The organism is Streptococcus sp. ELY_90 (assembly GCF_058314475.1).
Map to the genome: position 1 here is coordinate 20,487 of NZ_JBZFUJ010000015.1, position 24,337 is coordinate 44,823.

Consider the following 24,337-nt stretch of genomic DNA (forward strand, 5'->3'; position numbering starts at 1 on the left):
CAGCTGAACTCCCTGCATTTTCCACCGCCCAAGGCTAACGTTTTAAGTTTATTATAACATTTTTAGGGAAAACAACTGCTTAGCCAGCTATTTCTGTCAAGCCTTGCTGCTTAGGCTTTTTGACTGGGATGGCAGAGCTGATATTTTTCCCGGATAAGATGGCTAAAAACAGCTGCTTTAATCATGAAGCATTTCTTTCCAGCTGCCCTTTTCGTCAAAAATGATTCCATACTCCTTGTAATAGGTCTCATTATTGGTGATTTCACCAGATTCATATAAACCAATCTTATGGTCTAAGCGCTCAATACTGCGCTGCAGGTTATTCTGCTTTTTCAGGAGCATCGCGCGCTGCTCCCGCAGCAGTTTTTCACGAGCCTGCAGGGTTGCGTCTCCTTCTTTTAACATCTGACAGTAATCAATCAGAGCCTCAATCGGCACACCTGAATGGCGCAGACAGATGACCATTTCCAGCCATTTGTTGAGATCATCGGTGAAATAGCGATTGCCGTTGGCCTTGCGCGGAATATGGGGCAAAAGTCCAATCCGCTCATAATAGCGCACGGTATTGGGATTGATGTCATACATTTCAGAGACTTGCGTAATGGTATAGGTATTTTGCTCAGACATAGGAAAATCCTTTCTTTAACATTATATAAGATTATTTTATCACTAGTAACCAGCTGTAAGTCAAGTAAAAAATAAGAACCAGCAGACACTGGTTCTCAGACTGAAGACAAACTTCTTTTTGGAGGTTTGTCTTCAGTCTGAAGCCTTGATACCAAGGCTTTTCTCATATAATCAGAATTACAACATTTTTCTTCACTCACAACTTCAGAAATAGAAATATCTGACTATACTAGTTTGTTCCAATAAAGTTCATATAACCATTTACAGTATGAAGGATGAAAAATACTATTGCTACCCATGCTAGCGGAAGGTTATGTTGCCACATACCAAAACAGAAATAGTACAATGGAACAGCTGCAAATTGGCTACTGACAATAAGCCAGCTTATGTGATAATCTCCAAAATAAACTGTCCACCCAGCAAAATTAATAAAGAGCAGGATAAGCATCAAGCTAAAAAAGAATTTTTCTCTAGTGGAGCCAAGAGGAAACAGGACAGCATTCTCCCTTACAAGAAAGATTAAAAATAAGATGGTTAATATACCACATATAGACTGTGACACCTCTATTCCCTTGGCCTCATGCTGAAGATGCATGATTGGATTTGATTCTAGTTTTATAATCGGCATGACGAGATAGGGAATTTCCTGCATGATAAAGGCAAGTATACCAACAAAAGATATTCCTATCGAATAACCTTTCACCACCTGCACATATTTAATCATAATGATACCTCACTAAGTCTTGCAAAAATGGAATGCCTTCGTCAAATAGTTCCGCGAGTAGTGGACTGCTGAGCATTACTGCACCCTTACGAGAATATTTTAAAATCGTTCCATAAACCGAAATCAACATCAATTTCTATATTAACTTCTCTCATATCCACAATTCCTCGAAACTGCTATACTAAACTGTCCAACATTCTATCAAAATACGAAACGAACACTGATATCATTTTCTGTTCATCTTCAAATCAGTACTGTGACTATCCCCTAAATTCACAGACTTGGCATACTTTACTTACTAAGTGATATAGAAATCTACAGATAAATCTTCATCAGATTCATGCGGTTTCCATGCAATGTTAAAGCCATATCTATCACTCCAACTAGAATGCCAGCTACTATAGTATGGAACACGACTGTATTTTTCAAAATCTACTTCATCTTCAAACTCTGGCGATTCCTCACAAGTAATTCCAAATTGAGTTCCATTTAGCTCCCAAGAATTTCCCCAAACGTACTCATCAGAAATGACATCAACCCATCTTGCTGCATCAATCTCAAAATCAGTACATAACTTCAAAGATTGGAAAGTACTATAGTGAATTTTGTAGGGGTTGATATGAACAGCACAGTCGACACGATATTTTTCATATTTGTCTTCTAGTAGAGTTACCTTCATCGGAATGGGAACCCCATTCAATTCCAGCCACCAGTGTCCTAACTGATTGTGCAAGATATCAAAATAGTCGTCTGCTGCTATTGATTTTGAAAAATCATCTATTTCTAAACATCGACCCGTCGTTACTAACTCAGCTACAATCGCCTCTGCTCTCTCCTTATCAAAAGCAGAATAACGCTTAATCACATGTTTTAGCTCGTCAATTGGATATGAAATGTCTTTTTGCATAGCCTGATACACTTTTACAACATGAGCAACCTTTTCTACATTGCTAACACCTACAGGCACAACTACAAAATGGTCTTCCTTGATTGATTCATCCTCACAAACATAGGTGTACTCCTCACCTAGCTCAGAGAAAGTGACTACAGCCACTCTGTAAACTGTGCCTGATGAACTCGAATCAGAACCTTGGTTAATCTGTTCTTTCTCATCACTATCTAAATCTATCCACTTATAAAAAGTATATCGATCGGGATTCTCATCCTCACCAAATACCATCAAACCGTGACAATTAGGGCACTGCCAGGCATAGTATGAGGCATCAGAAATATCATAGTAATCAATCTTATTATTTTTATCTACAGTATCCGTTATCTCTTCCCACAACTCATCCGAATATATTGAAAAAGCATTCGGATCTGGGGCAGCATGGTCATTCATTGGATATCCACATTGACAAGTCCATTTACCCATAATGAACCTCCTACACTAATAATAAATAGTTCGAATAACTCTTTATCCTATTATATCATAAATAAATGGGGGGTACTTTTCCTTTCCTCGCTATCAAACCGTCCACTATAATCCCAACTATAGCTCCGACACTTGTCTCCACACGGCAAAAAAGCCTTGATTTCAAGGCTTTTTGCCATTTCGATTTATCAAAAGGTTCTAGTCTTTTACGAGCAGAGCGACACACTTACCATATCATTTCATCGTAAATTTCTCAATTTTTACAGATGTGTCATCTTTTAATTCTTTTTGCTCTGGGTAGCTCTTCAGCCATCTCAATAATTTTCAAGATTTAGCATTTGTAATAGAAGTATTGTGTACCTTTCTTATCACGGTACATTTCTTATCTTTTTATATTCTCAATGTATAAGCTAGCTAAACGAGGTGTAGTCTGTTTTAATTTGAGATAGAAAGATTCTGACCCTTTGAACTACACCTCCAAAAAAGTTAGGCAAAAAACTAACATTTGGGCATCAGTCCAAAAGAATATTTTACTATATTCTACTCCTAAATTTTATCATCAGTCTTCTATCAGCATTTTAATGATCTTTTCCCACTTAGCTAATTTTTGTAGGCGAACGCTTTGGAAGGATGGTTCTGGTAACACTTTATGTGTTGTCAGCTGATTCAAAATAGTCGTGGGATAGACATCACTAGCTATACCTGCCATATAAGCAACGCCAGTGCAGGAAGACTCTTCAATCGTTGCGATGTTAATATCGGCGTTAGTCAAATTGCTTTGGAATTGCATAAGATAATGATTTTTAGTCGGTCCACCATCCACACTGATTTGTTTAATTGGTAAATTTGAAACATCTTTCATTGCGCTAATAACAGCATTGATCTGATAGGCAATGCTTTCCAACGTTGCTTTAGCCAGTTCAGCGCGGCCAGTTATACGAGTCATTCCTACAAAAGAAGCGGTGATATCATCTCTAAAATAGGGTGCCCCCAATCCTGAAAAAGCTGGAATAAGATAGGTTTGATCTTCTGGATTGGCTTTTGCAACTAAGTCTTCTAATTCATCCGGTGACTTAATCAGCCCAACCTGTTCCTGTAACCAAGTAATAACAGCTCCCGAGTAATTAACATTCCCCTCAAGAACATAATGACATATTCCTTGAGACTGCCAGCCAACCGAGACTGCCAGATGGTTCGGAATCATATTGACCTCAGTTCCAATATTCATCATGATAGAGGAACCTGTTCCATACGTTGCCTTGATAGCTCCTGGTTCCTCACCTTTGTGAGCAAAAAGTGCTGCATGAGAATCCCCCATCACGGCATGAATAGGAATCGCAGCAGGAAAAATTCCATCAAAGTCTGTCCAACCAAAATGACTGTCAGATGGCCTAATTTCAGGGAGATAAGTCATTGAGATGTCAAATAATTGACAAAGTTCCTCATCCCACGATAAGGTCGTTAAATTCATTAACTGCGTCCGACTAGCATTGGAGGCATCTGTAACAAAAGACTCCCCTTTGGTTAATTGATAAACCAACCATGAATCTATTGTTCCACAAGCTAACTCTTCCGGCAACTCGTCCATCTGTCTTAGAATCCAAGCATATTTAGCTGCTGAAAAATAAGGTGATAAAGGCAAACCTGTTTTTCGTTTGACCATGGAAGCCTCGGAAATATTGAAACTCTCTGTTATCTCCTTAGCCCTGGCACACTGCCAAACAATCGCATTCTCGACTGGCAAGCCTGTCTTTCTATTCCAGACTAAAGCGGTCTCCCTTTGATTCGTGATTCCAACTGTTTTGATCTCAGTTTTATCAATACCAGCAACGATTTCTCGAACAAGAGATAACACATTGTTATAAATCTCTAATGGATCATGAGAAACCCAACCTTTTTCATTGACTAATTGCTGATGTGATTTGCTGACTTTCTTTACAATATTTCCCTCATCATTATATAAAAGCACCTTAGTACCTTGCGTACTTTGGTCTATGCCGAGTACATAAGCCATAACATTATCCTCTATTTGGACGGAAATATGTTGGTTCATCACCAGCTAAGTAAGCTTTAACTTCTTCCTCGATTGGATCGTATAAATCTGGTTTGATGCCTAGATATTTACAAGCCTCATAAAGCACAGGGACAACATCTGAAGGAATAGCTGCAACGTGGTGAATATATGGTCCATAAACCAGATGAGATTCTAAACGATTGAGATTATCAAATTCCACATAGCAATATGTTCCTTGATTATAAGGGCCTTCGATGCCTTTAGCATTACCAATCAAAAGCGAATAGTCACCATTATCTCCATCAAATCGACAGAGGGTGTAGTCACTTGTTTTTGCTCTAAAACCAACTGATCCTGGGTAGTCAAAGACGAAGTGGCGAGGTGGTAGAATTGGTTTTGTTTCTGCTGTCTGATAAGCAAAGACGCCTAAATGTTGTAACAATTCACCATTTGGGTTTTCAGGGTGACGGCAGTTGACATCGGCAAAGATAGCACGGTATTCGCCAAGCGATGCCGCTTCAACAAGTAGTTCTGAGATTGCTCCATGGACGTCTGTTTCACAAACAAATGGAATACCTTCCTCTTGCAACAAAGATAGAGAAGCATATGGTAAAATACCAATTTCTTCTTGCAAAGCTGTCCAACATTGGATTACTCCTGCATTACAGCCATAGAAATGACAAAGGTTTTCAAGTGCAACCTTCAAAGCTGCAACCATATTGAGCTCATCTGCCGTGATTTGAACATCAGTATTAGTGTAAAACCACTCTTCAACAGTAGCAACCTTGTCACCTTCTTCTGCCTTAACACGGTTAATTTCATCGACTAGTTCACGAATTGGTACTGGTGACAATGAAATATTAAATCGCTCAAGAAGTTCTCCTTCGTTGCAAATAACTGTCCAAAAGTCAAATGGACGTGGACCAACTTGCAAGATGCGAGTATTTTTAAAGGTTTTTACAACATTGCAGACCTTAACAAAGTCTTTCACGCCACGCTCAAAAGCTGGGTCATCAACATCTGAATTTTTGATGTAGGTAAATGGCACTTTAAAACGACGTAAGACCTTACCTATTGCAAAAAGTCCACATTGGCTATCACGAAGTCGTGAGCCATCTGGAGCAGGTGTTTCATCTTTTGGTCCCCAGAGCAAAACGGGTACATCTAATTTTTTCGCTAAGCGAGCAACTGCATACTCTGTTCCAAAATTCTCATTCGCAATAAAAAGTCCATCAATACCAGCAGCCTTATATTTAGCTGCTGCAGCTTCAACACTAGCATCATCATAAATCAGACCGTCTTCATTAATGTCTTTTATATCAACGTAATCAATCCCCCAAGCATCTAATTTTTCACGGGTGTAATTGGCATATTCGATTGCAGCATCTGCACTAAACAAATTACGACGTGTTGGTGCAAAACCAAGAGTTATTTTATCCATATTATTTTCCTACTTTCTTTAATAGTGTTTTGACAGTTTGACTAATGCCTTCCGAAGAAAGACCGTAATGATTAAAGACTTCCTGACTAGTACCTGTGATAATATGATCATCTGGTAACGCCATGATGTTTACAATTCCCTTGCCTTCTTGGGCAACAACTGATGAAATGGCTTCTCCTAAACCACCATTCACGCTATGTTCTTCAACAGTAACAATCGCTCCTGTCTCTGCAATAGCCTTTTTTATCGCCTCTTTATCTAGCGGCTTCAAGCTAGCAAAGTTAAGAACTCGTGCAGAGATACCTTCTTTCGCCAAGCTAACCGCAGCGTCCATTGCTGGTCGAACGGTCTCTCCTATGGCTGCAATGGTGATGTCATTTCCGGCTACCATTTCATGAGCTTTACCAATTTCAAATGTGACATTGGTCTCTGTGAAACAATCTTCAACAGGATTTCGCCCTAAACGGATATAAGCTGGTTTATCCAACTTGACTAAATAGTCAAATACAGCTTTCGTTTCATGGCGATCTGCAGGTACAATGACTTCTAAATTAGGAATTGCGCGTGTCACTGCAAAATCTTGTAACGAATGGTGGCTCATCCCTAGAGCACCGTAGCTAACACCGCCACTGATACCAACTAATTTGACATTTTTGTCTGAATAGGCAACATCAACCTTAACTTGTTCGATACTTCTCATGCTAAGAAAGCAAGCTGGAGAGGCTACAAAAGGTCGTTTCCCATTAAGTGCTAAGCCAGCGGCAATACTCACTAAATTTTGTTCAGCAATCCCAATTTCAATGTGTTGCTCAGGTAATTCTTGCCCAAATTTGACTAAGGAAGCTGAACCACGCGAATCACTGGTTAAAACCACTAGGTTTCGATTTTCTTTACCTGCTTCAATCAAGACATCACACATAACCGCGCGGTTTGCTATTTTATTTCCCATTTTCCAAGGCCTCCATTGCTACATCTAATTCTTTCATTGCTTTTTGATATTCCTCAGCGTTAAGAACATGATGGTGCCAGCTTGCCACACATTCTGCATCAGATAATCCCTTACCTTTTACCGTATTAGCAATAATAATCGTTGGTTTTCCAGGCTCCTTATCTTGATAAGCTTTAAGTAATTGCTCAACATCATTTCCATCCGCAACATCAACAACATGCCAGCCAAAAGCTGTCCATTTATCATGTACGTTATCTAGTGCCATAACATTTTCTGTTGACCCTGTGATTTGTAAACGATTACGGTCGATAATAGCCGTTAGATTATCTAATTTATAGTTAGCTCCAGCCATTGCCGCTTCCCACACAGAGCCCTCAGCTAATTCACCATCTCCCATTAATATGTAGGTGTGGTAAGATTCTCCATCTAGTTTAGCTGCTAGGGCACTTCCTACAGCTAAGGCCAGTCCGTGACCAAGTGATCCTGTATTCATTTCAATACCTGGCACCTTATTGTTTGGATGTCCAAGCAACCTAGAACCAAACTGTGAAAAGGTTTTGAGCTCCGCTTTATCAAAAAATCCTTTATCAGCTAGAATTGCCCACAAAATTTCAACTGCATGCCCCTTACTTTGAATATAGCGATCTCGTTTTGGATCCTTAGGGAAAGCAGGGTCTACATTGAGTTGATGATAGTATAGACTAACCAAGATATCTGTACACGATAAATCTGATCCGATATGACCTGTGCCAGCTTCATAAATCATCGTGATAAAGTCCTTTTTCAATTCTAAGGCCTTTCGTCGTAACGATAATGTATCCATCTTCTCACTCCTTATTTTAAAAACTTGCAACTCACAAAAAGTAAGCGCTTAACCGATTGTTATTTTAGCATGCGATTTCTAGAGTTTCAATTCATTTTATAAAATAAAGAAAATATTTTAGCTTAGTTTACTAAACTAAATTGACAAACTAAATCTTAAACGTTATGATAAATCTATCAAATATCAAGAATGAGGAGAAATATGATTAAGTTAGAAGATTTAGCTCGCTTAGCAGGCGTCTCAAAATCCACTGTATCCTTAGTTTTAAACAATAAGCCTGGCGTCAGTCACAGTAAGCGTGAAGAAATTCTGAGTCTTGCTAAAGAACACCATTACCAGCCACTACGAAAATCACGAAAAAAAGAGGCTTATCAACCTCAACATACTGTCCGTTTACTTGCCTGTAACTCTCTTCATCGATTCACCTATAATTTTCAACAATTACCGTACTTCAATGAACTCATCAATGATTTTATTGTTTACGCTCCGAAATATGCTATCGACCTACTGATAAACTCTATTTCAATTGATAATGTGGAGGATGAGCTCAATGCTCTCGAAAAAAGCCAACCCTCTGAGGCTATTATTTTACTCGGAACAGACCTACCTGAAACAACTGTTGAAACAATTCTAGACTTGCATGGTAATATCATCGTTATTGATGCTTGCTTTGACCACATCAATAATAATTTCATAGCTAAAAATAACTTTCAAGGGGCTTATTTGGCGACTACCTATTTAATTGAACATGGTCATACCTCGATAGGATATGCCATGTCAAAACAGCGCATTCGAAATTTTCAAGAACGGCAAGCAGGGTTTAAGGCCGCCTTAAAAAAATATCATTTAAATACCGACAACTTCTCTAGGCTCATCTTTCCTGCTCATGAGATTGCACCTCATCCTGAGTTATTACAAAAAAAACAACAGCCAACTGCATATTTTTGTGATAATGATTCGATAGCAATAAGTCTTATTAAAACACTGCAAGCCATCGGAGTTAGAGTCCCCGAAGATGTTTCAGTCATCGGTTTTGATAATATTTCAGAATCGAATGTCATCAAACCAGAGTTAACAACAATTGATATTGATAGACAATTTATGGTTAACAAGGCTCTTGAAAAAGTGTCAACAATTATTAATCAGCAAAATAATCAAGAAAACTACACTCAGTATCGAATTAATGCAAAATTAATAGAACGACATTCCGTGAAAAGGTTATGATTTCATCCCATATTAAAACCGCTCCAAAGTTGACTTTAAGCGGTTTTGTAATATGAGTTTCAAAACTAAAATTACTCAACTGCTTTATTTACTACAATATAATATCTCCTCGAATGACTCATTTATCAATGCACTAAAAGATTAAGAAAGCCTGCGAAAGCATTGACGATGCCATTTGTACTGCTATTTCATCTTGAAACATTAGAAAAAGAGGCCAGCATTAGCCTCTTAAAAGGAAATTTTTACTCAGATATAGTTAGCAATGATGATAAACTACTAATTTTCACAAATCTAGTATTTAAATACACAGGATACTTCTCAAAATATTTCGAAAGGTCACTATTTTTTATCCATTTAAAAGATTTAGTGCTGTATCAAGTACCTTTTCACCATTCATCATACCATAATCCATCATATTGATGACAGCAACCTTTATACCCTTTGGTTCATATTCTGTTTTTAATTTATTATAAACAAAACTAAGCTGTGGTCCAATCAAAAGTACATCTGTCTGTCCTTCGAATTTTTCAAATGCAGATTCTGCCATAGCACGAATTTCCATATCAATTCCTCGTTGCTCTGCACTATCCTTCATCTTTTTTACTAACATACTTGTTGACATTCCTGCTGCACAAACTAATGTTATATTTATCATATATTAACTCTCCTTTAATTTATTTATCTTTAATTATCAATAAAGCATCTTTGACAAATCGATGAAGGTCAACGTAAGTAACATTCTTATCTTTATTGTAAAGAGCTTTAACTTGCATTTCACGCTTACTTTCTAAATCACAATATATGAAATCCCTATGACTTAAATCCCCCCTGACTTTAAGTTTTATATTGTATGGCACATAAACATAATACGTATTATCAACATATGCAGCTCTGATTTCATTGGTATTGTCATGCACAAGCAAATTTTGAAATGGAATTAATTTTGAAAAATTATGTTCTTCAGCAAATCGTCTTAAGAAACCATAATCCCAAGCTCCTTCAAATTCCAGAGCATTATGCCAATCATACGGAGTTTCAAATGCTTCACCAACTGAAGAATCAAAACTCAATTGGCCGTTATGCCAGCTCCATATACCATGTGCTCCGTACGTTATTCCTGCATGAGCACCAGCCAGAACACTCTGCCAAGCAGCTTTTCGAACATCTTCACGTGTAAAACGACCATAAACTCTGTGACTGAACCCCATCATCTCATAGCAAGGCTCAGAATTTACTACAGGCCGTACCTGTGGCATATTATAGAAAGATTCCGCTAATTGATACGTCATTTCTGGAAATTCACTATTATGTCCAGACTGATACATATAAAAATCCAAATTAGGATTATTCTTTAGAACATTGGGAAGATCAGCTTCACGTCCTCTAATATGTAGACTAGTTACAGCATTAGGAGCTAAATTCTTAACCACATTGAGAGCAGCTCCATAATAATCATTAATAACTTCATCTGTTTGAAAATCCGTATCTCCACTTATGATATAAATCGGTTCATATTTATTATACCGATTTACTACTTTTTCCACATAGGAAGGTACTAGATGCTTTGGTAAAATCCCTCTGCTGCGTAATTTCATATCACTTGCCCAAGTATTTGGAAGGTAATTACACCAAAGAAGAACTAATGCAATGCGAAATCCTTTATCATAAGCTATATGAATCATACGTTCAGCTCGATCAAAATATGCCTCGTTGTACCTGCTAAAATCAAAAGTTCCATCATCGTTCTCTATAAACGGCATGATACTAAAAGTAGGCTGGCTAGCATCCCATTGCCAAAGCATATTAACTTGGATAACATTGAAACCTTGCGCTTTACGATACTCAAGATAATACTCCCAGTCTTCTTCAGTAATATTAGTAAATGCACTCCAACAAGTATCTGCCAAATAAAATACAGGTTTCCCATTTTGCGTAAAATAACGCCTTCCATTTTCAACCTGAAGCATTTGCCGTCCTCCATTCCCCTTTACTAACCGTCAATTGGTTTATAAAAACCACCTAAGTCTGTTTTAATAGGATACAACCACTCAAGGAATAAATCTATCCATTTATAGACCTGTGCATTTTTATTGCTAGCCTTAAATCCAGTTCGTAAATCGCCAAGCACTAAGCCATGTTTGCCTTTATCAAAAACATGAAGTTCATAAGCAATACTATGCTTCTCAAGTTCAAGCGCAAAGCGTAAAGCGTTATCAACCGGCACTAGAACATCTTCTCTCGTATGCCAAATGAAACATGGTGGTGTTTTGTCAGAAACATGAGCAATTGGGTTCATCGCTTCACTGATTTCTTTATCTCCATCAAGATGGCCTGTTGTAGCTAGAGCTATCTTATTAAGCCCAGAATTCTGGTTTTTACTAGCATTAAAATCAAGTGCAGCATATCCAAGCATGGCATGAGTTGGACGATATAGATCTCTAGGTTTGCCAACCAATTCTTCAAGCCATTTTTCATCCCAAAGCGTCGCTAATTGGCCTGCAAGATTTCCTCCAGCTGAATATCCTGAAACTACAATAAAGTTCTCATCAACATTATATTCTTCTGCATTCTCACGTAAGAAAGCTGTCGCAGTTGCTAATTCTACTAATGGATTTGGAAAGACCGATACAGGATTTTGTGGCAACTTACTAGGATCATCACTCGCATATGCAGCAATACCTTCTGTCGCATAGTGAACTACTACTACATGGAATCCCTCTGCTAAAAATCGAAGTGCCACTTGCTCATCCTCTCGGAAAGATGTCCAATAATAAGCACCTCCTGGACAAACTACTATAGATGGGTACTTACGCTTCAAGTCAATTTCATGACTGGGTTCTTGAAAATAATATTTAGCATAGGCCCCGTTTTTACCAATTCTTTGTTCAATATATTTCATAACGCGTTACCTTATTCAGCAGCAGACTGCTCTTGCTCGATGTTACGTTTATCTAGAATTTTTACAAATGGATAATAAATTGCTGCACTTAATGGAATCATCAGTAGCTGTGCCAAGCCGAGTAACCAACTACCCTGAAGTAATCCTGCTACGAATACGGGTGCACCAAATGGCACTTGCATACCGATTGTAACCGGTAAGATTCCTACAACAGTTAAGAAATACCCAAGTAGAGTGCAAACAACTGGTGAAAGAATATACGGTATAGCTAAAATTGGATTCATTACAATTGGTAAACCAAAGATTAATGGTTCATGAATTCCAAATAGTGCACCTGGTGCACCAAGACGACCAATCATTTTAAATTGTTTACTCTTAGTAAAAAACATCAATACCAAAACTAACCCTAACATTGGAGCTAAGTTGGCATAAACTCCCCAAAATGAGCCAGATACTAAGTTTGGCATTTCTTTACCAGCATGGTAAGCAGCTAAATTTTCAAGGTCAAGCGCAGTCATAATAGGGCGAATAGCTGCAAGAACTACAATAGCACCATGAATACCAAAAACCCAAAGTAATTGCATAATTAAAAGCGCTATCATCAGTGACCAAATATTTCCACCAAGGCCTTGTAAAGGAATTTGAAGAACAGAATATACGAATTGATGAAAGCTACCATAGCTAGTTTGAGCGAATAAACCTGAGATAACCGTAAATATAATTGCTACAATAAAAGCTGGAATAAGGCTAGAAAATGTCTTTGAAATAAATGGAGGCACCCCATCAGGCATTTTGATGGTCCAATTTTTTTCAATAACAAAAATATAAATTCGAGCAGCTAATAAGCCTACAATCATAGCGGCAAATAGTCCTTTTGCTCCTAAGAAATCAAATGTCAATGCCGGAATTGGCATTTCCCCTCCTTTAACTGTAAATTTGGAAATTGGGGTCAATATTAAAAATGAGAAAAGGGCAATAAAGCCTGCTCCGACTCCTTCTTGTTTAAATGACTTAGTCAGCTCATTGGCGACCGCATAAACCGTATAAAGTGACAACATATTTGTTGTAAATGAAGCAGGTAAGGCTAATATTTCCTTAATTGGAGCAATTAAATTTTGGTAAGCTTCAATTTGCATAGATGATAAAAGGGTGCTAAAGGCTCCAATCATCATTATTGGCAAGGTTGACATCAGTCCGTTTGAAATAGCAGACATGTACCGATTGCTCTGAATTTTATTAGCAATCTCTTGGCCTTTAGCAGTAAACGTTTCGACAAAACTCATAATAGTTTCTCCTTTTATTTATTTTTATATAATTCTACGATTTCAGTTGCTAAATCTTTTACCGTAATAGCATTCATGAGGTGGTCCTGAGCATGTACCATAAGAAGAGATACTTCACTCTTTTCACCACTAGCTTCCTTAGTTAATAACTCAGTCTGTCCATGATGAGCAATTAATAAAGAATCATTACATTCTTCTAATTTACGGCTAGCTTCTTTAAAGTCACCCTTTTTAGCAGCATAAATAGCTTGCATAGCCAAACTTCTAGCATTTCCTCCGTTAACAATCAAGCCCATAATAATTTCCATTTGGTTATCCATTCTCCCACTCCTTTCTAATTATTTTGCTTTTATAATCTATATCATATTCTATTGTAGTTCTGAACTCCATACTCTTTTTTTCCGTTTTGAAAACGGTAACAAAATCATAACCACCCGTCAAACGGGTGGTTTGAAGCAGGGCTATAAGCCCAGATAACCAGCCAGCGCCTAAAGACGCTGGCTTTCACGTTGTTCAAGCCTCACTGCTATTGACTCGTCACCAGCCTCTTAAAGAGGCATTCACATTACTTGCCATTATCCCTAAAGGGATCTTCGTATTCTTTCACACTCAAGAATCAAGTGCGATGTCATGGTTTTCTTGATCCTGTATCTATTTCTTTATCGTGGCTTCGTTAAGTCCAACTGTACTGACATAGTAGCCTTCTGCCCAGAAATGGCGATTCCCAAATTTATATTTGAGGTTGGCGTGTTTGTCAAACATCATAAGAGCACTCTTACCTTTTAAATACCCCATGAAACTCGAAACGCTAATTCTAGGCGGAATACTGACCAACATATGAACATGATCAGGCATCAAATGCCCTTCAATAATCTCAACACCTTTGTAGCGACATAATCGGTGAAATATCTCACCTAAACTGCTGCGATATTGATTATAGATTACTTTTCGTCTATACTTAGGGGTGAACACAATGTGGTATTTACACATCCACTTTGTGTGTGATAAATTATGCGCGTTTTGAGCCATACTTTTCTCCTTTCGCTTTACAATAGGCTTGAACACCTCTATTGTAGCGCGTTTGGAGTTTTTTTGGTATAACCTCTGTTGCGCACCCGCATAGCGGGTGGTTTATTTGTCTCGCACCTACGGAGCGAGACGGACTAAAAGTCACATAATAAAAGGATTTAATTCCTGATTAAATTAAATCCTTTTATTAATACTATGTTACTTCTTGACTACCACTAAATCTTTAATGGATAGGAAACGTACAATTCCTATTTTTGCAATATTTTAACTAACGTTTCAAAACTGGGATGAGCGATTAATATTTGAATAGCTTCTTCATCAAAAAAAAGTTCACTTGTTCTTTTATAAAAGTCTTCTAAATAGGGATCATCTTTCTGTCCTATTGATAAAAGAAAGACAACCTGCACCATATTATTTTTCCAAAGAATAGGTTTTTCTAATATAGCAACGGTAACAAAACTTTGCTCACTCATCACCTGATACGGGTGAGGGAGGGCAACCATATTCCCAAAATCTGTCTGTCCTAGCTCCTCACGTTTCAAAACTGCTTGTTCAAAACCATCAGGCAATAGACCATAATGCTCAATATGCTGACACATTAATGAAATAACTTCTTCCTTGCTATTGGCATTCAACCGAGGTAAAAACAGATTAGTAGAATAATAATTTAAAATTTCAGAATGATTATAATCACCAGCTTCAAAAAATTGACGATAGTTTAAGATGTCATTTACATCAATGAAAAGATTGATTTCATAAATCGGTACTGGATACTTACGATTTAAAGATACTGTCGTAAAAATATAATCAATATTATACTTTTCAAAATCAAAATAATCCAGCTCGGCTACTGTACATTCAAAAATATCATTAATATAATCACCAAAAGCCTGTTTATACTTAAACTTAAATAATTGGGAACTACTCTTACCAGATACACAAACTAGAACGATATTTTTCTTTTGAATTTGTCGATTTCGCTTTTCGGTTGCCAAAGCAAAAATAATCGCGATATAGGCAATCTCATCTTCTGGGATTCTTCTACCGTAGTACTCTGCTAAACTAATACAAGCTGCACTAGCCAATGTATAAGGATAAGGATACTCTTGTTTAATCATATCAAGCAGAGGATTTGTCACTGGAATATTGTACCGTATACGAATATCCATTGGAACAAGATGCTGATTTAGAGACATACGTAATTCTAAATTATTTCTAAAGTCTAAAGCAAAGCTATCGTAAACTTGAGTCAACATTTTAAAAACGAGTTCATCAATTTTACTACTAATAATAAAATTAGGACCATATTCACTATAGGAATCTGATGATAACTTGGAGCTAAAATGAATCGCTAAATATTCCTGCTCTGTCTCTGAAAACACAAGTTCAAGTTGGTCAGTTAATTGTAAACAGTAGTTAGCAATTATTCTCTTCGTTGCCTGACTAATTTCTGTTGTTTCTTTTTTGACATTGATCGAATGACCAGTCTTAATTCGCATCATGCTAATGATAACATACCGAACGAAGTTCTCCATGGCAACCTCGGACATTGTTACCTTGTATGACTGGTTACCATCAACAAGCATGTTCATCACATAAGATGCAATTTTATTATTATGATAATAGGAGTAAAGATTATTGACAAAACACGTTCTTTTATCAAACTCTTTCCCTATAACCTTAATACCGTAATTTGGTTTTCTTTCTAAGTTTAAATCATAGATTGCTAAAATATCTTCAACTCGTCTTAAGGTTTTTGTCAAGGTATTTCTAGAAATAAACAAGGTGGCTGCAATATCATCAATTTTAGCATAATCGTCATTTTCTAAAAGAAATTTCAGCAAAAACTGCTGACGGTCTTCACTAGTTTCTGGAATAACATCACTATCTCTTGTAATTTTAAGAAAAGCTGCTTCATCTTTAACTGTGATTTGGTAACCAAAATGACGTTTTGAAACAATAGTTGCACCAAATTTCGGAAGAATTTCCGATAGGTCTTTCATTCGGGTACGAACTGTTCGCTCACTAATTCCCAATTTTTGAGCTAAGTCACTAGATGTTTGAAAATCTTCAACAGAGAGCAACATCAATAAATCATAGAGTTTATTATCCATTATTCGATGAGCCCCGCTTTCCCTGATTTTATACTAAACATATCATATCAGATCACCTAAAAAATCTCTATACCATCATTTACCGTTTTTATAACGGTATTTTATAAAATCATTAGCATATTCTTACCATCATATTAGTATGATAAACTAGGTTCCAAATAACAAAAATATCAACATACTCACCATTGAATTACTATTTCTCTATTTTACAACAATCATCCCTGGGCAATGTATTCAACAGGGGACACTATATTAATATGTCCATTCCAAGATACCATCGAAATCTATCTTATGACTGAAACGTAATATTTTATGTATAACTAATCCTTCATAAAGTAAGGTTGTTAGAACTTGTCCAATATTTAAAACTTCAAAAATATGAGTCTCTTCATCAGTATTTGAATCATAATCAATACAATAGTCAATAGAAAGTATTGGTTTCTCACTTCTTCTTGTTAACCAACCGCCCACTCAATCCCAATGTGACCGTCTTTCTAACCCTTGCTATCATGGGTGGTACTGCTGCCATCATCGGTAGCCTGTTGCCAAAACTCATCTCAACACCCACCTGCCTCTGCGGCTAAGCAATAGGACTAACCGTGCTCTCCTTTGTAGAGCCAAATCACTACACCAGCTTTAGCTGGCAAATTGGTATCGACATGCTGGCAGGCATCTGCTATGTCGGTGTCCTCCTAGACCTCATTCATCGCCAATTAAACACTAAAAAAGGAAACTGAAGAACGACACTTCGGTTTCCTTTTGGTTTTTAGGATTTATCAAGTCACTAACGCATTTGGTTCCAGTTGGTAATGTTTTCTTCCCAAATGTAACTATAATCATTAACAATATCGGCTGCTGTTTTAGGATCCTGACCCGTTAAATCTTTAATCGCTGTCGATTCAACATCTTCCATACCATTCAAAACCGCCTCGTCATTGGTAACAATATCAGCTCCACAGAACGGAACAGGAGATTGTGAAAAGTCGCCTGTAATCAAACGTGGGATGTGAAGTTTTTCAAGATATTGGTAATATTCTTCTGGGTCAACACCAAAATATTTCAAGGGGCGACCTGATGCTTTCGCAACCAATTCGCATATTTCACCAACTGAAATATGCTCTGAACCACAGATATTGTATGACATGTTAGGTTCTCCTTTTCCAAGTAAAAGGGCAGCACCCGCACGCGCAACATCATCTTTGTGAACAAAAGTAGCACAACCATCTTTAGCCGTTGAATACCACTCATTGTCTGCCATGAAAGCAAGCATTGGATACATGGTCAAATAATTTTCTAAATAAAGATTATTACGCATCGTATTCCAAGTAATATTGTCTAAAGTACGCAAGTAAAGCTCTGTTGCAGTGTGATCTGGTGTAATGTAAACTTTCTTATATTCTGGTTCAGTTGCACCAATACACGAATTGTAAACAATGTGTTTAACACCTGCTTTTATAGCCGCGTCAATCGCATCTCGATGCTGTTTGGTACGTTTTCCAACTTCAAGACCTGACATAATGTAAATACGGTCTCCGTCTTTAAAAGACTCTACCATTTGATCAAAATTATCATAGTTTGCCTCGGCAACACGAACACCTGCTGCCTCCCATTCTGCTACTTGTTCAGGTTTGAGAAAGTCAAGATGTGATGCTGTGAAAGTTAACTCTGTTCCGTCCACAGCCTCCAACATATTTTTAGCAATACGACGACCTAGTTGTCCGTCAACTCCAGTTACGATATAGCGCATGGTCACGCCCTCCTCTTTATTTCTATGTGAAAAGAATAGCATAAAACCGCTTTCTTTTGAAATAGAAGTTTGCTATACTTAATAACAAAAAGTTATCAGAGGAACTGTTATGGATTTTCAAAAATTATCTGTCTTTTTACATTTAGCAGAAACACTAAATTTCTCACATACCGCAGAGAGTCTTCACATCAGCCAACCAGCTGTTACTAAGACCATAAAAACTCTAGAGGAGGAAATTGGTTTTTCCCTTTTCCACAGAGGCAAGCGTTATGTTCGTCTAACAGATGCAGGAGTTAGCTTTTACGATGATTGTAAAAAAATCTCTGAAAAAATGGAAATAGCTATCAACCGTGCTCGCAGTATTTCCCAACGGTCAGAAACAACCCTTGCTATTGGCTACACCAATACCCTTTTGGAAATGCACCGCCTCCCACTCCTAATTCAAGCATATAAGGAAACGGACCCGACTGCCCAACTCTATCTCTCTAATGCCAACCACAATAACTTGCAAAAACAGCTATTAAACGGAGATTGTGATGCGATTTTAACAACTCTTGATGATGTTGAACATTTGCATGCCATTTCATTTACCCCCTTACTTGAAGGGCAATTTGTTTGCTTGCTTTTAGAAGAAACACCACTTGCCAAAAAGGAGTACCTCACATTGGAGGATTTGAAAGCTGAAAATCTCATCCTTTTCAACGCCCTTCAGGCACCACCCCAACAAAGTGACATCCAAATACTCATCCAAAAACAATGCCCAAATGCTCATGTTTCCTTTACCGATTCGATTATCCTTAGCCACACTATGGTTCAGGGAGGTCTTGGTATCGCTATAATGCCATCTTTTGTGACTCTACCTGAAAATAAACACCTTTTAACCATTCCCTTAGCTGTTGATGACCAACTAACCTATGGAATAGCGACCTCTCAACAAGAGAAAACACCTGCTATTGAACATCTGGTGGAGTTAGCTAAGATAGTTTTTAGTAGTTAGTTCCTTCGCAATTCCTAATAACATAGACTTTCTATTTGTGCTTAAAAGAGATACTCATTTTCTTTTAAGTAACTATTATGAGTGGGAAATGTAACTATGTTCCGTTAGTCTTAATTTCTTTTGATACATCCCAGTAAAACGTAATCTTCGATAAGCAATCAAAAAACAATTTACTATCCGTTGTGCTAGTTAATTCTAGCCAAACTAAAAAACTTTGCGTATCATAAACTCAAAACAACCACGAAATGAGGGTATGATATGCAATGTCAAGTCCATTATCTCGCAACTCCCGATCAAACACAAGTCATTTTTTCAAAAATCTTGACCAAAGCATTCAGCGCATGTGCTATTTTATGGTCTTAGACCTGTTTTCGGCTTGATTGACAGCTTTCCTTGTGCTTTGTGTCAACCCATTCGTAATCTGAGAGCAACACTATTATCAGAAGTGGCAAATATTGGCTATAACGCTACTAAGAACTGCACTACTATGGTATCACGTTTTCAGTACTTGTGAGTGATAGTGTGTTCCCAATAGATTATGTGGTAACTCTAGCCTCTGTTTATAACGGTAATGTCGCTTTGGAACTCCTTGAAAACAGTCCGATTCCAATTATTTATGGAGATGAAAGCTATGTGGATGGGGAAACAAAAGCGGAACTAGCACGTTGTGGTATTAAGTTGATTTCACAACTAAGGAAAAATATGATTGAGTATTCGTGGTTTGACAATTATAGAATCAGTCGATTGAGGAAGCCTACAGAGACTGTATTTTCAAGTTTAGAGCAGTTTGGGGATTGAATGTTTACGCTACCGAAGCCTAGCGGCACTCAAATTTAGAGCGGAGGCGATATTGCTTAACTATTCTTTTATGCTCGAAAGCAGTCATAATGAATTTGGCACCAGTTTGAAATATTCTCACGCCTATGCCTAATTAACTAGCACAACGGGTATAATATATAATAATTAACAATACTTTATATGACTAATTCTCTTCGCAATATTTTAGTATTTCTTTGTCCCCATTTATCAATCAAGCTTCGTTGTTTCACTTTCTTGGAATAACTATACTTAGCATATCCCTAAATTAAGCAACAAGGGCTATCCTATAGCGCATGGGCAGATCATCTCCTTTTACTTCGCTGACAAATCAGATCGTACAAGCAGTGATACTGCTTCCACATGATGCGTCTGTGGAAACAGATCGACCGGCTGCACTTTTTTCAGCTTGTAGCCAAGCTCTTCATAGCGTTTGATGTCACGCGCCACGGTGGCTGGATTGCAGGAAATGTAGGTGATTTTCTTAGGCTGCACGGCGCTGCTGGCTTTGATGAAGTTTTCAGTGAGGCCAATGGTTCCAATAAGTTTGTCTAAATCATTGTCAAATTTTTTAATCATGCTGAAAAAAATTTTCTTACGATTTTTTCATTATTTTTTTAAAATGAGACCTCAGTTTTAGCAACCAATGAGATTTTGGGTCATTTAAAATTGCTGTTTCATCTATTTCTTGTCTTTCATTTTCCAATACTAAATCAAGTTGCTTCTGGTAATTTCTCTCAGCTTCCTGAATAAATTGATCCTGTGATGAGATTGCACGATTGTCCATTTCCATTTTGATAGCGGAATATTCTCCACTAGGAAGTATCTGACGGCCTTTTACGGTATCACTGAATTGTTTCTCCATATAATCTCGAATCCGTGCCTGAATATCCACGTCAAAGACAGGCACAGCAATTTCAACCCGTTCTTTCATATTACGCGTCATTAAATCAGCCGAAGCAATATAAATAACTTGTTCCGAATCATTACCAAATATATAAACTCGCGGATGTTCCAAATAACGTCCTACAATACTGTGAATTTCAATATTTTCACTTTTTCCTTCGACACCTGGCAATAGGCAACAAATACCACGGACAATTAATTTCACTCGAACCCCGGCCTGAGAAGCCTCAACCAGTTTATGGATAAAATGATAATCCGTTAAGGAATTAAATTTGAAGAAAAGGTAACCCTGTTTCCCTTTTACAATTTCACGGTTTATTAACTCTTCAAATTGCTGTCCCATACTAGTCGGAGCTTGAAGTAAATGTTTATACTTGCCATTAAGATTTCCCAGAGAAAGGTTTTTAAAGAAATCACTAGCATCTAAACCAATCTCGTGATCTGCTGTAATCAGAGAAAAATCTGTATACAATTTTGAAGTTGATTCGTTATAATTTCCTGTACCAATCTGGGTAATATAACTAACATTGCTTTTTTATCCTTGAAAATGGCTAGAAAAACTTTAGAATGGGTTTTATATTCTTCAAATCCATAAATGATATTGCAGCCAGCTTCTGCTAAAATACCCGCATATTTGATATTACTTTCTTCATCAAAACGAGCCTTCAATTCCATCAAAACGGTCACTTCTTTCCCATTTTCAGCAGCTTGACAGAGATATTTGACAATCTGAGAATTCTTGGCCAAGCGATAAATGGTAATTTTAATAGCCACACATTCTGAATCATTAGCAATTTCTTTCAAGAGTTAAATGTATCCATTAATATCATCGTATGGATAGGATAAAAACTGATCTTTTTCACGAACTTTTTTAATAATAGATGGACTATTTAAAAATGGGTTATAAGCATGAATAGGGGTATATAGAAGTTTTTCCTTATAAGCTGATGGAACAGCATTTATCAATGGGAAAACAAAGTCCATCTTTAATGGGCTCTGTGAGATAAAGTAATGATCACTTCCTAATTTTAGACTTGATAACAAGAATTTTTTAACCGTATGAGGTAATTTTCCTTGTGATTCCAAGCGTATAGTACTAAGACGCTTTCGTTTCTTAACGATAAATTTCATAAACTCTTTGTAGTCTTCAAAGAGATCTTGATTCTCATTATCTGTATTTAAATCTGCGTTTCTAGTGACAGATATGATCGTCTTAGATAGTACTTTATAATCTTTAAAAATGGATTCAATTTTTCCTAGGATCAATTCTTCTATACGCATAAAGTCAATCTTATGACCTGTTAACATTAATAAACTAGGAAAGTGTTTATCGATAGGGACTAGACCAAGTAAATTCTCATTTTCCGATTCTAATTCAGTCACGATATAAAGTTTTTTATTTTCTAAGAAAGGAAGAGGATGACTTTTATTGATAACTTGCGGAGACAGTAATTTTTCAATTTGAGTATGATAATATCGCTCTGCAAATTCAGCTTGTTCATTATTTAATTGAGAAAACTCTAGAGAACGAATATGATTTTCTTCCAATAATGATAAAAGTTTTAAATAAATGGTATCTTTTTTCTGATACATGGCAGGAACCATTTCCAGAATCTTAGTAATCTGTTGGTCTGGATTCATACCTGTTTTTGAATCAAGCGTTACCTTTTTCAATAATTTTAAATCATGTAAGGTACCTAGACGCACCATAAAAAATTCATCAAGGTTACTAGTAAAAATACTAATAAATTTCAAACGTTCCAGCAACGGAACTTCGTTCATTTGTGCCTCATCTAAAACACGCTCATTAAATCGTAACCAAGCAACCTCTCTATTTTGCATAAAAGGAACTTGTTCCATACGTTCCTACTTTCTCTTACGATTTGTTTTTTAAATAGTCTAATAAATAACCTTCACGAATCCCTTTATTAGAGACAAAAACAACTTCAACATCAAATTTTCTACAAACTTCTAATAATATAGCCATTCCAGGCATAAGAGTGTGAATACGATCAGGTGCTGCTTTAAAAATAGCTTTAATTGCTTTCTTATCGCGAGCAATGACTTTCTTAGATAAATTTTTAAGGTGTTTGGTGGTAAAATGAGTCTCACTATCTGTTTTTTCCATTATCTTAATCACACGTCCAATAGCTCGAATTGTTCCACCGATACCAAAAAGCGTATGATATTCCCCAAAATCTTTATTGGTCTTCATCATGACTCTAACTGAATTTCTCATGATATCAAATTCTTCATTCGTAGGTAAGACTTCTTTCACATATTCCTTAAATAGGCTAAGACTACCGATTGACAAGCTAGCATCTCCTAGGCTATCTTTCCCTTGGAAGATGGTAATTTCAGATGAACCGCCACCAATATCAACTGAAAGGCCATCTGTTTTACCATAAACTTCCTCAATCCCTATATGTCCTAGGCGCGCTTCTTCCTTTTGAGATAAAAGGTGAATATTCACTTGAAGCTCTTCTTTGATTTCAGCAATAACCTCTTGATTATTATCAACGTTTCGTAATGATGCAGTCGCAAAAAAGAGAAGTTTTTCCATTTTAACGGATTTCTCAATCTCGAGAATACTTTTAATCGTATTTTTTAAGATATCAATACCATCAAGAGATAATTTACCTTTTTTAAAATAAGATGCTAAACCAGCAGTATATTTCTTCGAAAATAATATTGAACAGTCCTGTTCACTAACTTGATAAACATTCAAACGGATTGTATTTGAACCAATATCAACAATTCCATAATTCATAATATTCCTCCTCGTAGTTATCATTATACTATTCTTAGAAGATTAAAAAATCGACTTTTTAAAAAATTACAAAAAGTTTACAATTCATTGATTTTTATCCTATAAAAGTAGATTAGGGGCCCTTTAAAAATAAAATCTATCTTCAGGAAGGAAAGAAAGTGCTTTAAGCATAGTCTTCGTTATAATAAAGTCAGACTGATGTATCAGGACGAGGCTGGTTTTAGTCGTATCAGTAAACTCGGGAAATGCTGGACACCACTAGGAACACGCCCCATCGTTTCTAGTCATTGCATCAGGGAATATCGCTATTGTTATGGAGCTGTCGATGCTCATGCTGGAGAATCCTTCTTTGGTATTCTGAAATCTGAGATGTTTTATGGCTATGAAAAGTTGTACCACTCACTTGATGACTTAGAACAAGCTATTACAGATTATATTTTTTACTACAACAATAAACACATTAAGACAAAACTAAAACAACTGCAACTAGCATCATTGGCGAACTCGGTGACATTCGTCGTTTTCAGTCTGCCAATCAGATCAACGCCTTTATCGGTATTGACCTGAGACACTATGAATCTGGAGACTTTCTAGCCAAG

Annotated in this window: 20 protein-coding genes and 5 pseudogenes; 5 read left to right on the plus strand and 20 right to left on the minus strand. The window is 36.9% G+C overall.

Annotated features, from left to right (window positions below):
- Positions 1-177: 177 nt before the first annotated feature.
- The 7 genes from AC4HAF_RS08855 to AC4HAF_RS08885 all read right to left on the minus strand — a co-directional run bounded on the left by AC4HAF_RS08855 (position 178) and on the right by AC4HAF_RS08885 (position 7,953).
- Positions 178-627 carry a MerR family transcriptional regulator gene (locus tag AC4HAF_RS08855; RefSeq protein WP_491097466.1) on the minus strand — a complete coding sequence of 150 codons (450 nt, stop codon included), beginning with the start codon at positions 625-627 and terminating at the stop codon, positions 178-180.
- A gap of 229 nt (positions 628-856) precedes the next feature.
- Positions 857-1,351 carry a hypothetical protein gene (locus AC4HAF_RS08860; protein WP_491097467.1) on the minus strand — a complete coding sequence of 165 codons (495 nt, stop codon included), beginning with the start codon at positions 1,349-1,351 and terminating at the stop codon, positions 857-859.
- Between the two features lie 298 nt (positions 1,352-1,649).
- On the minus strand, positions 1,650-2,726 hold the full coding sequence (locus AC4HAF_RS08865; RefSeq protein ID WP_491097468.1) for a DUF8617 domain-containing protein: 1,077 nt from the start codon (positions 2,724-2,726) through the stop codon (positions 1,650-1,652).
- A 559-nt stretch (positions 2,727-3,285) separates the two neighbouring features.
- Positions 3,286-4,740 (minus strand): FGGY-family carbohydrate kinase, encoded by a 1,455-nt coding sequence (locus tag AC4HAF_RS08870; protein ID WP_491097469.1) that lies wholly within the window; start codon positions 4,738-4,740, stop codon positions 3,286-3,288.
- Positions 4,741-4,744: 4 nt separating this feature from the next.
- On the minus strand, positions 4,745-6,181 hold the full coding sequence (locus AC4HAF_RS08875; protein ID WP_491097470.1) for an L-fucose/L-arabinose isomerase family protein: 1,437 nt from the start codon (positions 6,179-6,181) through the stop codon (positions 4,745-4,747).
- A gap of 1 nt (position 6,182) precedes the next feature.
- Positions 6,183-7,130 (minus strand): transketolase family protein, encoded by a 948-nt coding sequence (locus AC4HAF_RS08880; protein ID WP_491097471.1) that lies wholly within the window; start codon positions 7,128-7,130, stop codon positions 6,183-6,185.
- On the minus strand, positions 7,120-7,953 hold the full coding sequence (locus AC4HAF_RS08885; protein ID WP_491097472.1) for a transketolase: 834 nt from the start codon (positions 7,951-7,953) through the stop codon (positions 7,120-7,122). Before AC4HAF_RS08885 ends, AC4HAF_RS08880 begins: the two co-directional genes overlap by 11 nt.
- A 201-nt stretch (positions 7,954-8,154) precedes the next feature.
- Here AC4HAF_RS08885 and AC4HAF_RS08890 point away from each other — a divergent pair, with 201 nt between their 5' ends.
- On the plus strand, positions 8,155-9,177 hold the full coding sequence (locus AC4HAF_RS08890; protein ID WP_491097473.1) for a LacI family DNA-binding transcriptional regulator: 1,023 nt from the start codon (positions 8,155-8,157) through the stop codon (positions 9,175-9,177).
- Between the two features lie 346 nt (positions 9,178-9,523).
- Here the strand turns inward: AC4HAF_RS08890 and AC4HAF_RS08895 are convergent, their stop codons facing one another.
- The 8 genes and pseudogenes from AC4HAF_RS08895 to AC4HAF_RS08930 all read right to left on the minus strand — a co-directional run bounded on the left by AC4HAF_RS08895 (position 9,524) and on the right by AC4HAF_RS08930 (position 18,249).
- Positions 9,524-9,832, minus strand: coding sequence for a PTS sugar transporter subunit IIB (locus AC4HAF_RS08895; RefSeq protein WP_491097474.1), 309 nt, complete (start codon positions 9,830-9,832; stop codon positions 9,524-9,526).
- Positions 9,833-9,851: 19 nt separating this feature from the next.
- A complete protein-coding gene (locus tag AC4HAF_RS08900) occupies positions 9,852-11,144 on the minus strand; it encodes a glycoside hydrolase family 140 protein (RefSeq protein WP_491097475.1) in 1,293 nt (430 codons plus the stop codon).
- 23 nt (positions 11,145-11,167) lie between these two features.
- Positions 11,168-12,076, minus strand: a complete 909-nt coding sequence (locus AC4HAF_RS08905; RefSeq protein WP_491097476.1) for an alpha/beta hydrolase — start codon at positions 12,074-12,076, stop codon at positions 11,168-11,170.
- Positions 12,077-12,087: 11 nt separating this feature from the next.
- The gene (locus AC4HAF_RS08910; protein WP_491097477.1) at positions 12,088-13,359 is read right to left on the minus strand and encodes a PTS sugar transporter subunit IIC; all 1,272 of its coding nucleotides are present in this window, start codon (positions 13,357-13,359) and stop codon (positions 12,088-12,090) included.
- A gap of 14 nt (positions 13,360-13,373) precedes the next feature.
- Positions 13,374-13,679 (minus strand): PTS sugar transporter subunit IIA, encoded by a 306-nt coding sequence (locus tag AC4HAF_RS08915; protein WP_491097478.1) that lies wholly within the window; start codon positions 13,677-13,679, stop codon positions 13,374-13,376.
- A 245-nt stretch (positions 13,680-13,924) separates the two neighbouring features.
- Positions 13,925-14,388 (minus strand): annotated as a pseudogene (gene tnpA, locus AC4HAF_RS08920) (IS200/IS605 family transposase).
- A 248-nt stretch (positions 14,389-14,636) separates the two neighbouring features.
- Positions 14,637-16,502: a BglG family transcription antiterminator gene (locus AC4HAF_RS08925; protein WP_491097479.1), complete on the minus strand. Its 1,866-nt coding sequence runs from the start codon at positions 16,500-16,502 to the stop codon at positions 14,637-14,639.
- 784 nt (positions 16,503-17,286) lie between these two features.
- A complete protein-coding gene (locus tag AC4HAF_RS08930; protein WP_491097480.1) occupies positions 17,287-18,249 on the minus strand; it encodes an NmrA family NAD(P)-binding protein in 963 nt (320 codons plus the stop codon).
- A 109-nt stretch (positions 18,250-18,358) separates the two neighbouring features.
- On the opposite strand from AC4HAF_RS08930, the gene AC4HAF_RS08935 reads away from it, so the two are divergent.
- Both AC4HAF_RS08935 and AC4HAF_RS08940 read left to right on the plus strand, forming a co-directional pair.
- Positions 18,359-19,246, plus strand: a complete 888-nt coding sequence (locus tag AC4HAF_RS08935; protein ID WP_491097481.1) for a LysR family transcriptional regulator — start codon at positions 18,359-18,361, stop codon at positions 19,244-19,246.
- Between the two features lie 317 nt (positions 19,247-19,563).
- Positions 19,564-20,177 (plus strand): annotated as a pseudogene (locus tag AC4HAF_RS08940) (IS982 family transposase); the annotation flags it as partial.
- A 200-nt stretch (positions 20,178-20,377) separates the two neighbouring features.
- Here the strand turns inward: AC4HAF_RS08940 and AC4HAF_RS08945 are convergent.
- The 5 genes and pseudogenes from AC4HAF_RS08945 to AC4HAF_RS08965 form a co-directional block, all read right to left on the minus strand.
- Positions 20,378-20,593: pseudogene (locus AC4HAF_RS08945) on the minus strand (23S rRNA (uracil(1939)-C(5))-methyltransferase RlmD); the annotation flags it as partial.
- Between the two features lie 64 nt (positions 20,594-20,657).
- On the minus strand, positions 20,658-21,440 hold the full coding sequence (locus tag AC4HAF_RS08950) for a hypothetical protein (protein ID WP_491097482.1): 783 nt from the start codon (positions 21,438-21,440) through the stop codon (positions 20,658-20,660).
- Entirely contained in the window at positions 21,419-21,772 is a 354-nt protein-coding gene (locus tag AC4HAF_RS08955) for a phospholipase D-like domain-containing protein (RefSeq protein ID WP_491097483.1), read from the minus strand. Before AC4HAF_RS08955 ends, AC4HAF_RS08950 begins: the two co-directional genes overlap by 22 nt.
- A gap of 3 nt (positions 21,773-21,775) precedes the next feature.
- Positions 21,776-22,828, minus strand: a complete 1,053-nt coding sequence (locus tag AC4HAF_RS08960; protein ID WP_491097484.1) for a polyphosphate kinase — start codon at positions 22,826-22,828, stop codon at positions 21,776-21,778.
- Between the two features lie 16 nt (positions 22,829-22,844).
- A complete protein-coding gene (locus AC4HAF_RS08965; RefSeq protein ID WP_491097485.1) occupies positions 22,845-23,738 on the minus strand; it encodes a Ppx/GppA phosphatase family protein in 894 nt (297 codons plus the stop codon).
- A 339-nt stretch (positions 23,739-24,077) separates the two neighbouring features.
- Between AC4HAF_RS08965 and AC4HAF_RS08970 the strand changes: the two are divergent.
- Both AC4HAF_RS08970 and AC4HAF_RS08975 read left to right on the plus strand, forming a co-directional pair.
- Positions 24,078-24,221: pseudogene (locus AC4HAF_RS08970) on the plus strand (IS3 family transposase); the annotation flags it as partial.
- A pseudogene (locus tag AC4HAF_RS08975) lies at positions 24,212-24,337 on the plus strand (transposase); the annotation flags it as partial. The pseudogenes AC4HAF_RS08970 and AC4HAF_RS08975, both read left to right, overlap by 10 nt.

Coding starts and splice junctions, on each gene's coding strand:
- AC4HAF_RS08870 (WP_491097469.1), bottom strand. CDS start 4,740: ATGGCTTATGTACTCGGCATAGACCAAAGTACGCAAGGTACTAAGGTG.
- AC4HAF_RS08915 (WP_491097478.1), bottom strand. CDS start 13,679: ATGGATAACCAAATGGAAATTATTATGGGCTTGATTGTTAACGGAGGA.
- AC4HAF_RS08880 (WP_491097471.1), bottom strand. CDS start 7,130: ATGGGAAATAAAATAGCAAACCGCGCGGTTATGTGTGATGTCTTGATT.
- AC4HAF_RS08865 (WP_491097468.1), bottom strand. CDS start 2,726: ATGGGTAAATGGACTTGTCAATGTGGATATCCAATGAATGACCATGCT.
- AC4HAF_RS08935 (WP_491097481.1), top strand. CDS start 18,359: ATGGATTTTCAAAAATTATCTGTCTTTTTACATTTAGCAGAAACACTA.
- AC4HAF_RS08855 (WP_491097466.1), bottom strand. CDS start 627: ATGTCTGAGCAAAATACCTATACCATTACGCAAGTCTCTGAAATGTAT.
- AC4HAF_RS08890 (WP_491097473.1), top strand. CDS start 8,155: ATGATTAAGTTAGAAGATTTAGCTCGCTTAGCAGGCGTCTCAAAATCC.
- AC4HAF_RS08900 (WP_491097475.1), bottom strand. CDS start 11,144: ATGCTTCAGGTTGAAAATGGAAGGCGTTATTTTACGCAAAATGGGAAA.
- AC4HAF_RS08895 (WP_491097474.1), bottom strand. CDS start 9,832: ATGATAAATATAACATTAGTTTGTGCAGCAGGAATGTCAACAAGTATG.
- AC4HAF_RS08910 (WP_491097477.1), bottom strand. CDS start 13,359: ATGAGTTTTGTCGAAACGTTTACTGCTAAAGGCCAAGAGATTGCTAAT.
- AC4HAF_RS08930 (WP_491097480.1), bottom strand. CDS start 18,249: ATGCGCTATATCGTAACTGGAGTTGACGGACAACTAGGTCGTCGTATT.
- AC4HAF_RS08875 (WP_491097470.1), bottom strand. CDS start 6,181: ATGGATAAAATAACTCTTGGTTTTGCACCAACACGTCGTAATTTGTTT.
- AC4HAF_RS08860 (WP_491097467.1), bottom strand. CDS start 1,351: ATGATTAAATATGTGCAGGTGGTGAAAGGTTATTCGATAGGAATATCT.
- AC4HAF_RS08905 (WP_491097476.1), bottom strand. CDS start 12,076: ATGAAATATATTGAACAAAGAATTGGTAAAAACGGGGCCTATGCTAAA.
- AC4HAF_RS08885 (WP_491097472.1), bottom strand. CDS start 7,953: ATGGATACATTATCGTTACGACGAAAGGCCTTAGAATTGAAAAAGGAC.
- AC4HAF_RS08960 (WP_491097484.1), bottom strand. CDS start 22,828: ATGGAACAAGTTCCTTTTATGCAAAATAGAGAGGTTGCTTGGTTACGA.
- AC4HAF_RS08965 (WP_491097485.1), bottom strand. CDS start 23,738: ATGAATTATGGAATTGTTGATATTGGTTCAAATACAATCCGTTTGAAT.
- AC4HAF_RS08925 (WP_491097479.1), bottom strand. CDS start 16,502: ATGGATAATAAACTCTATGATTTATTGATGTTGCTCTCTGTTGAAGAT.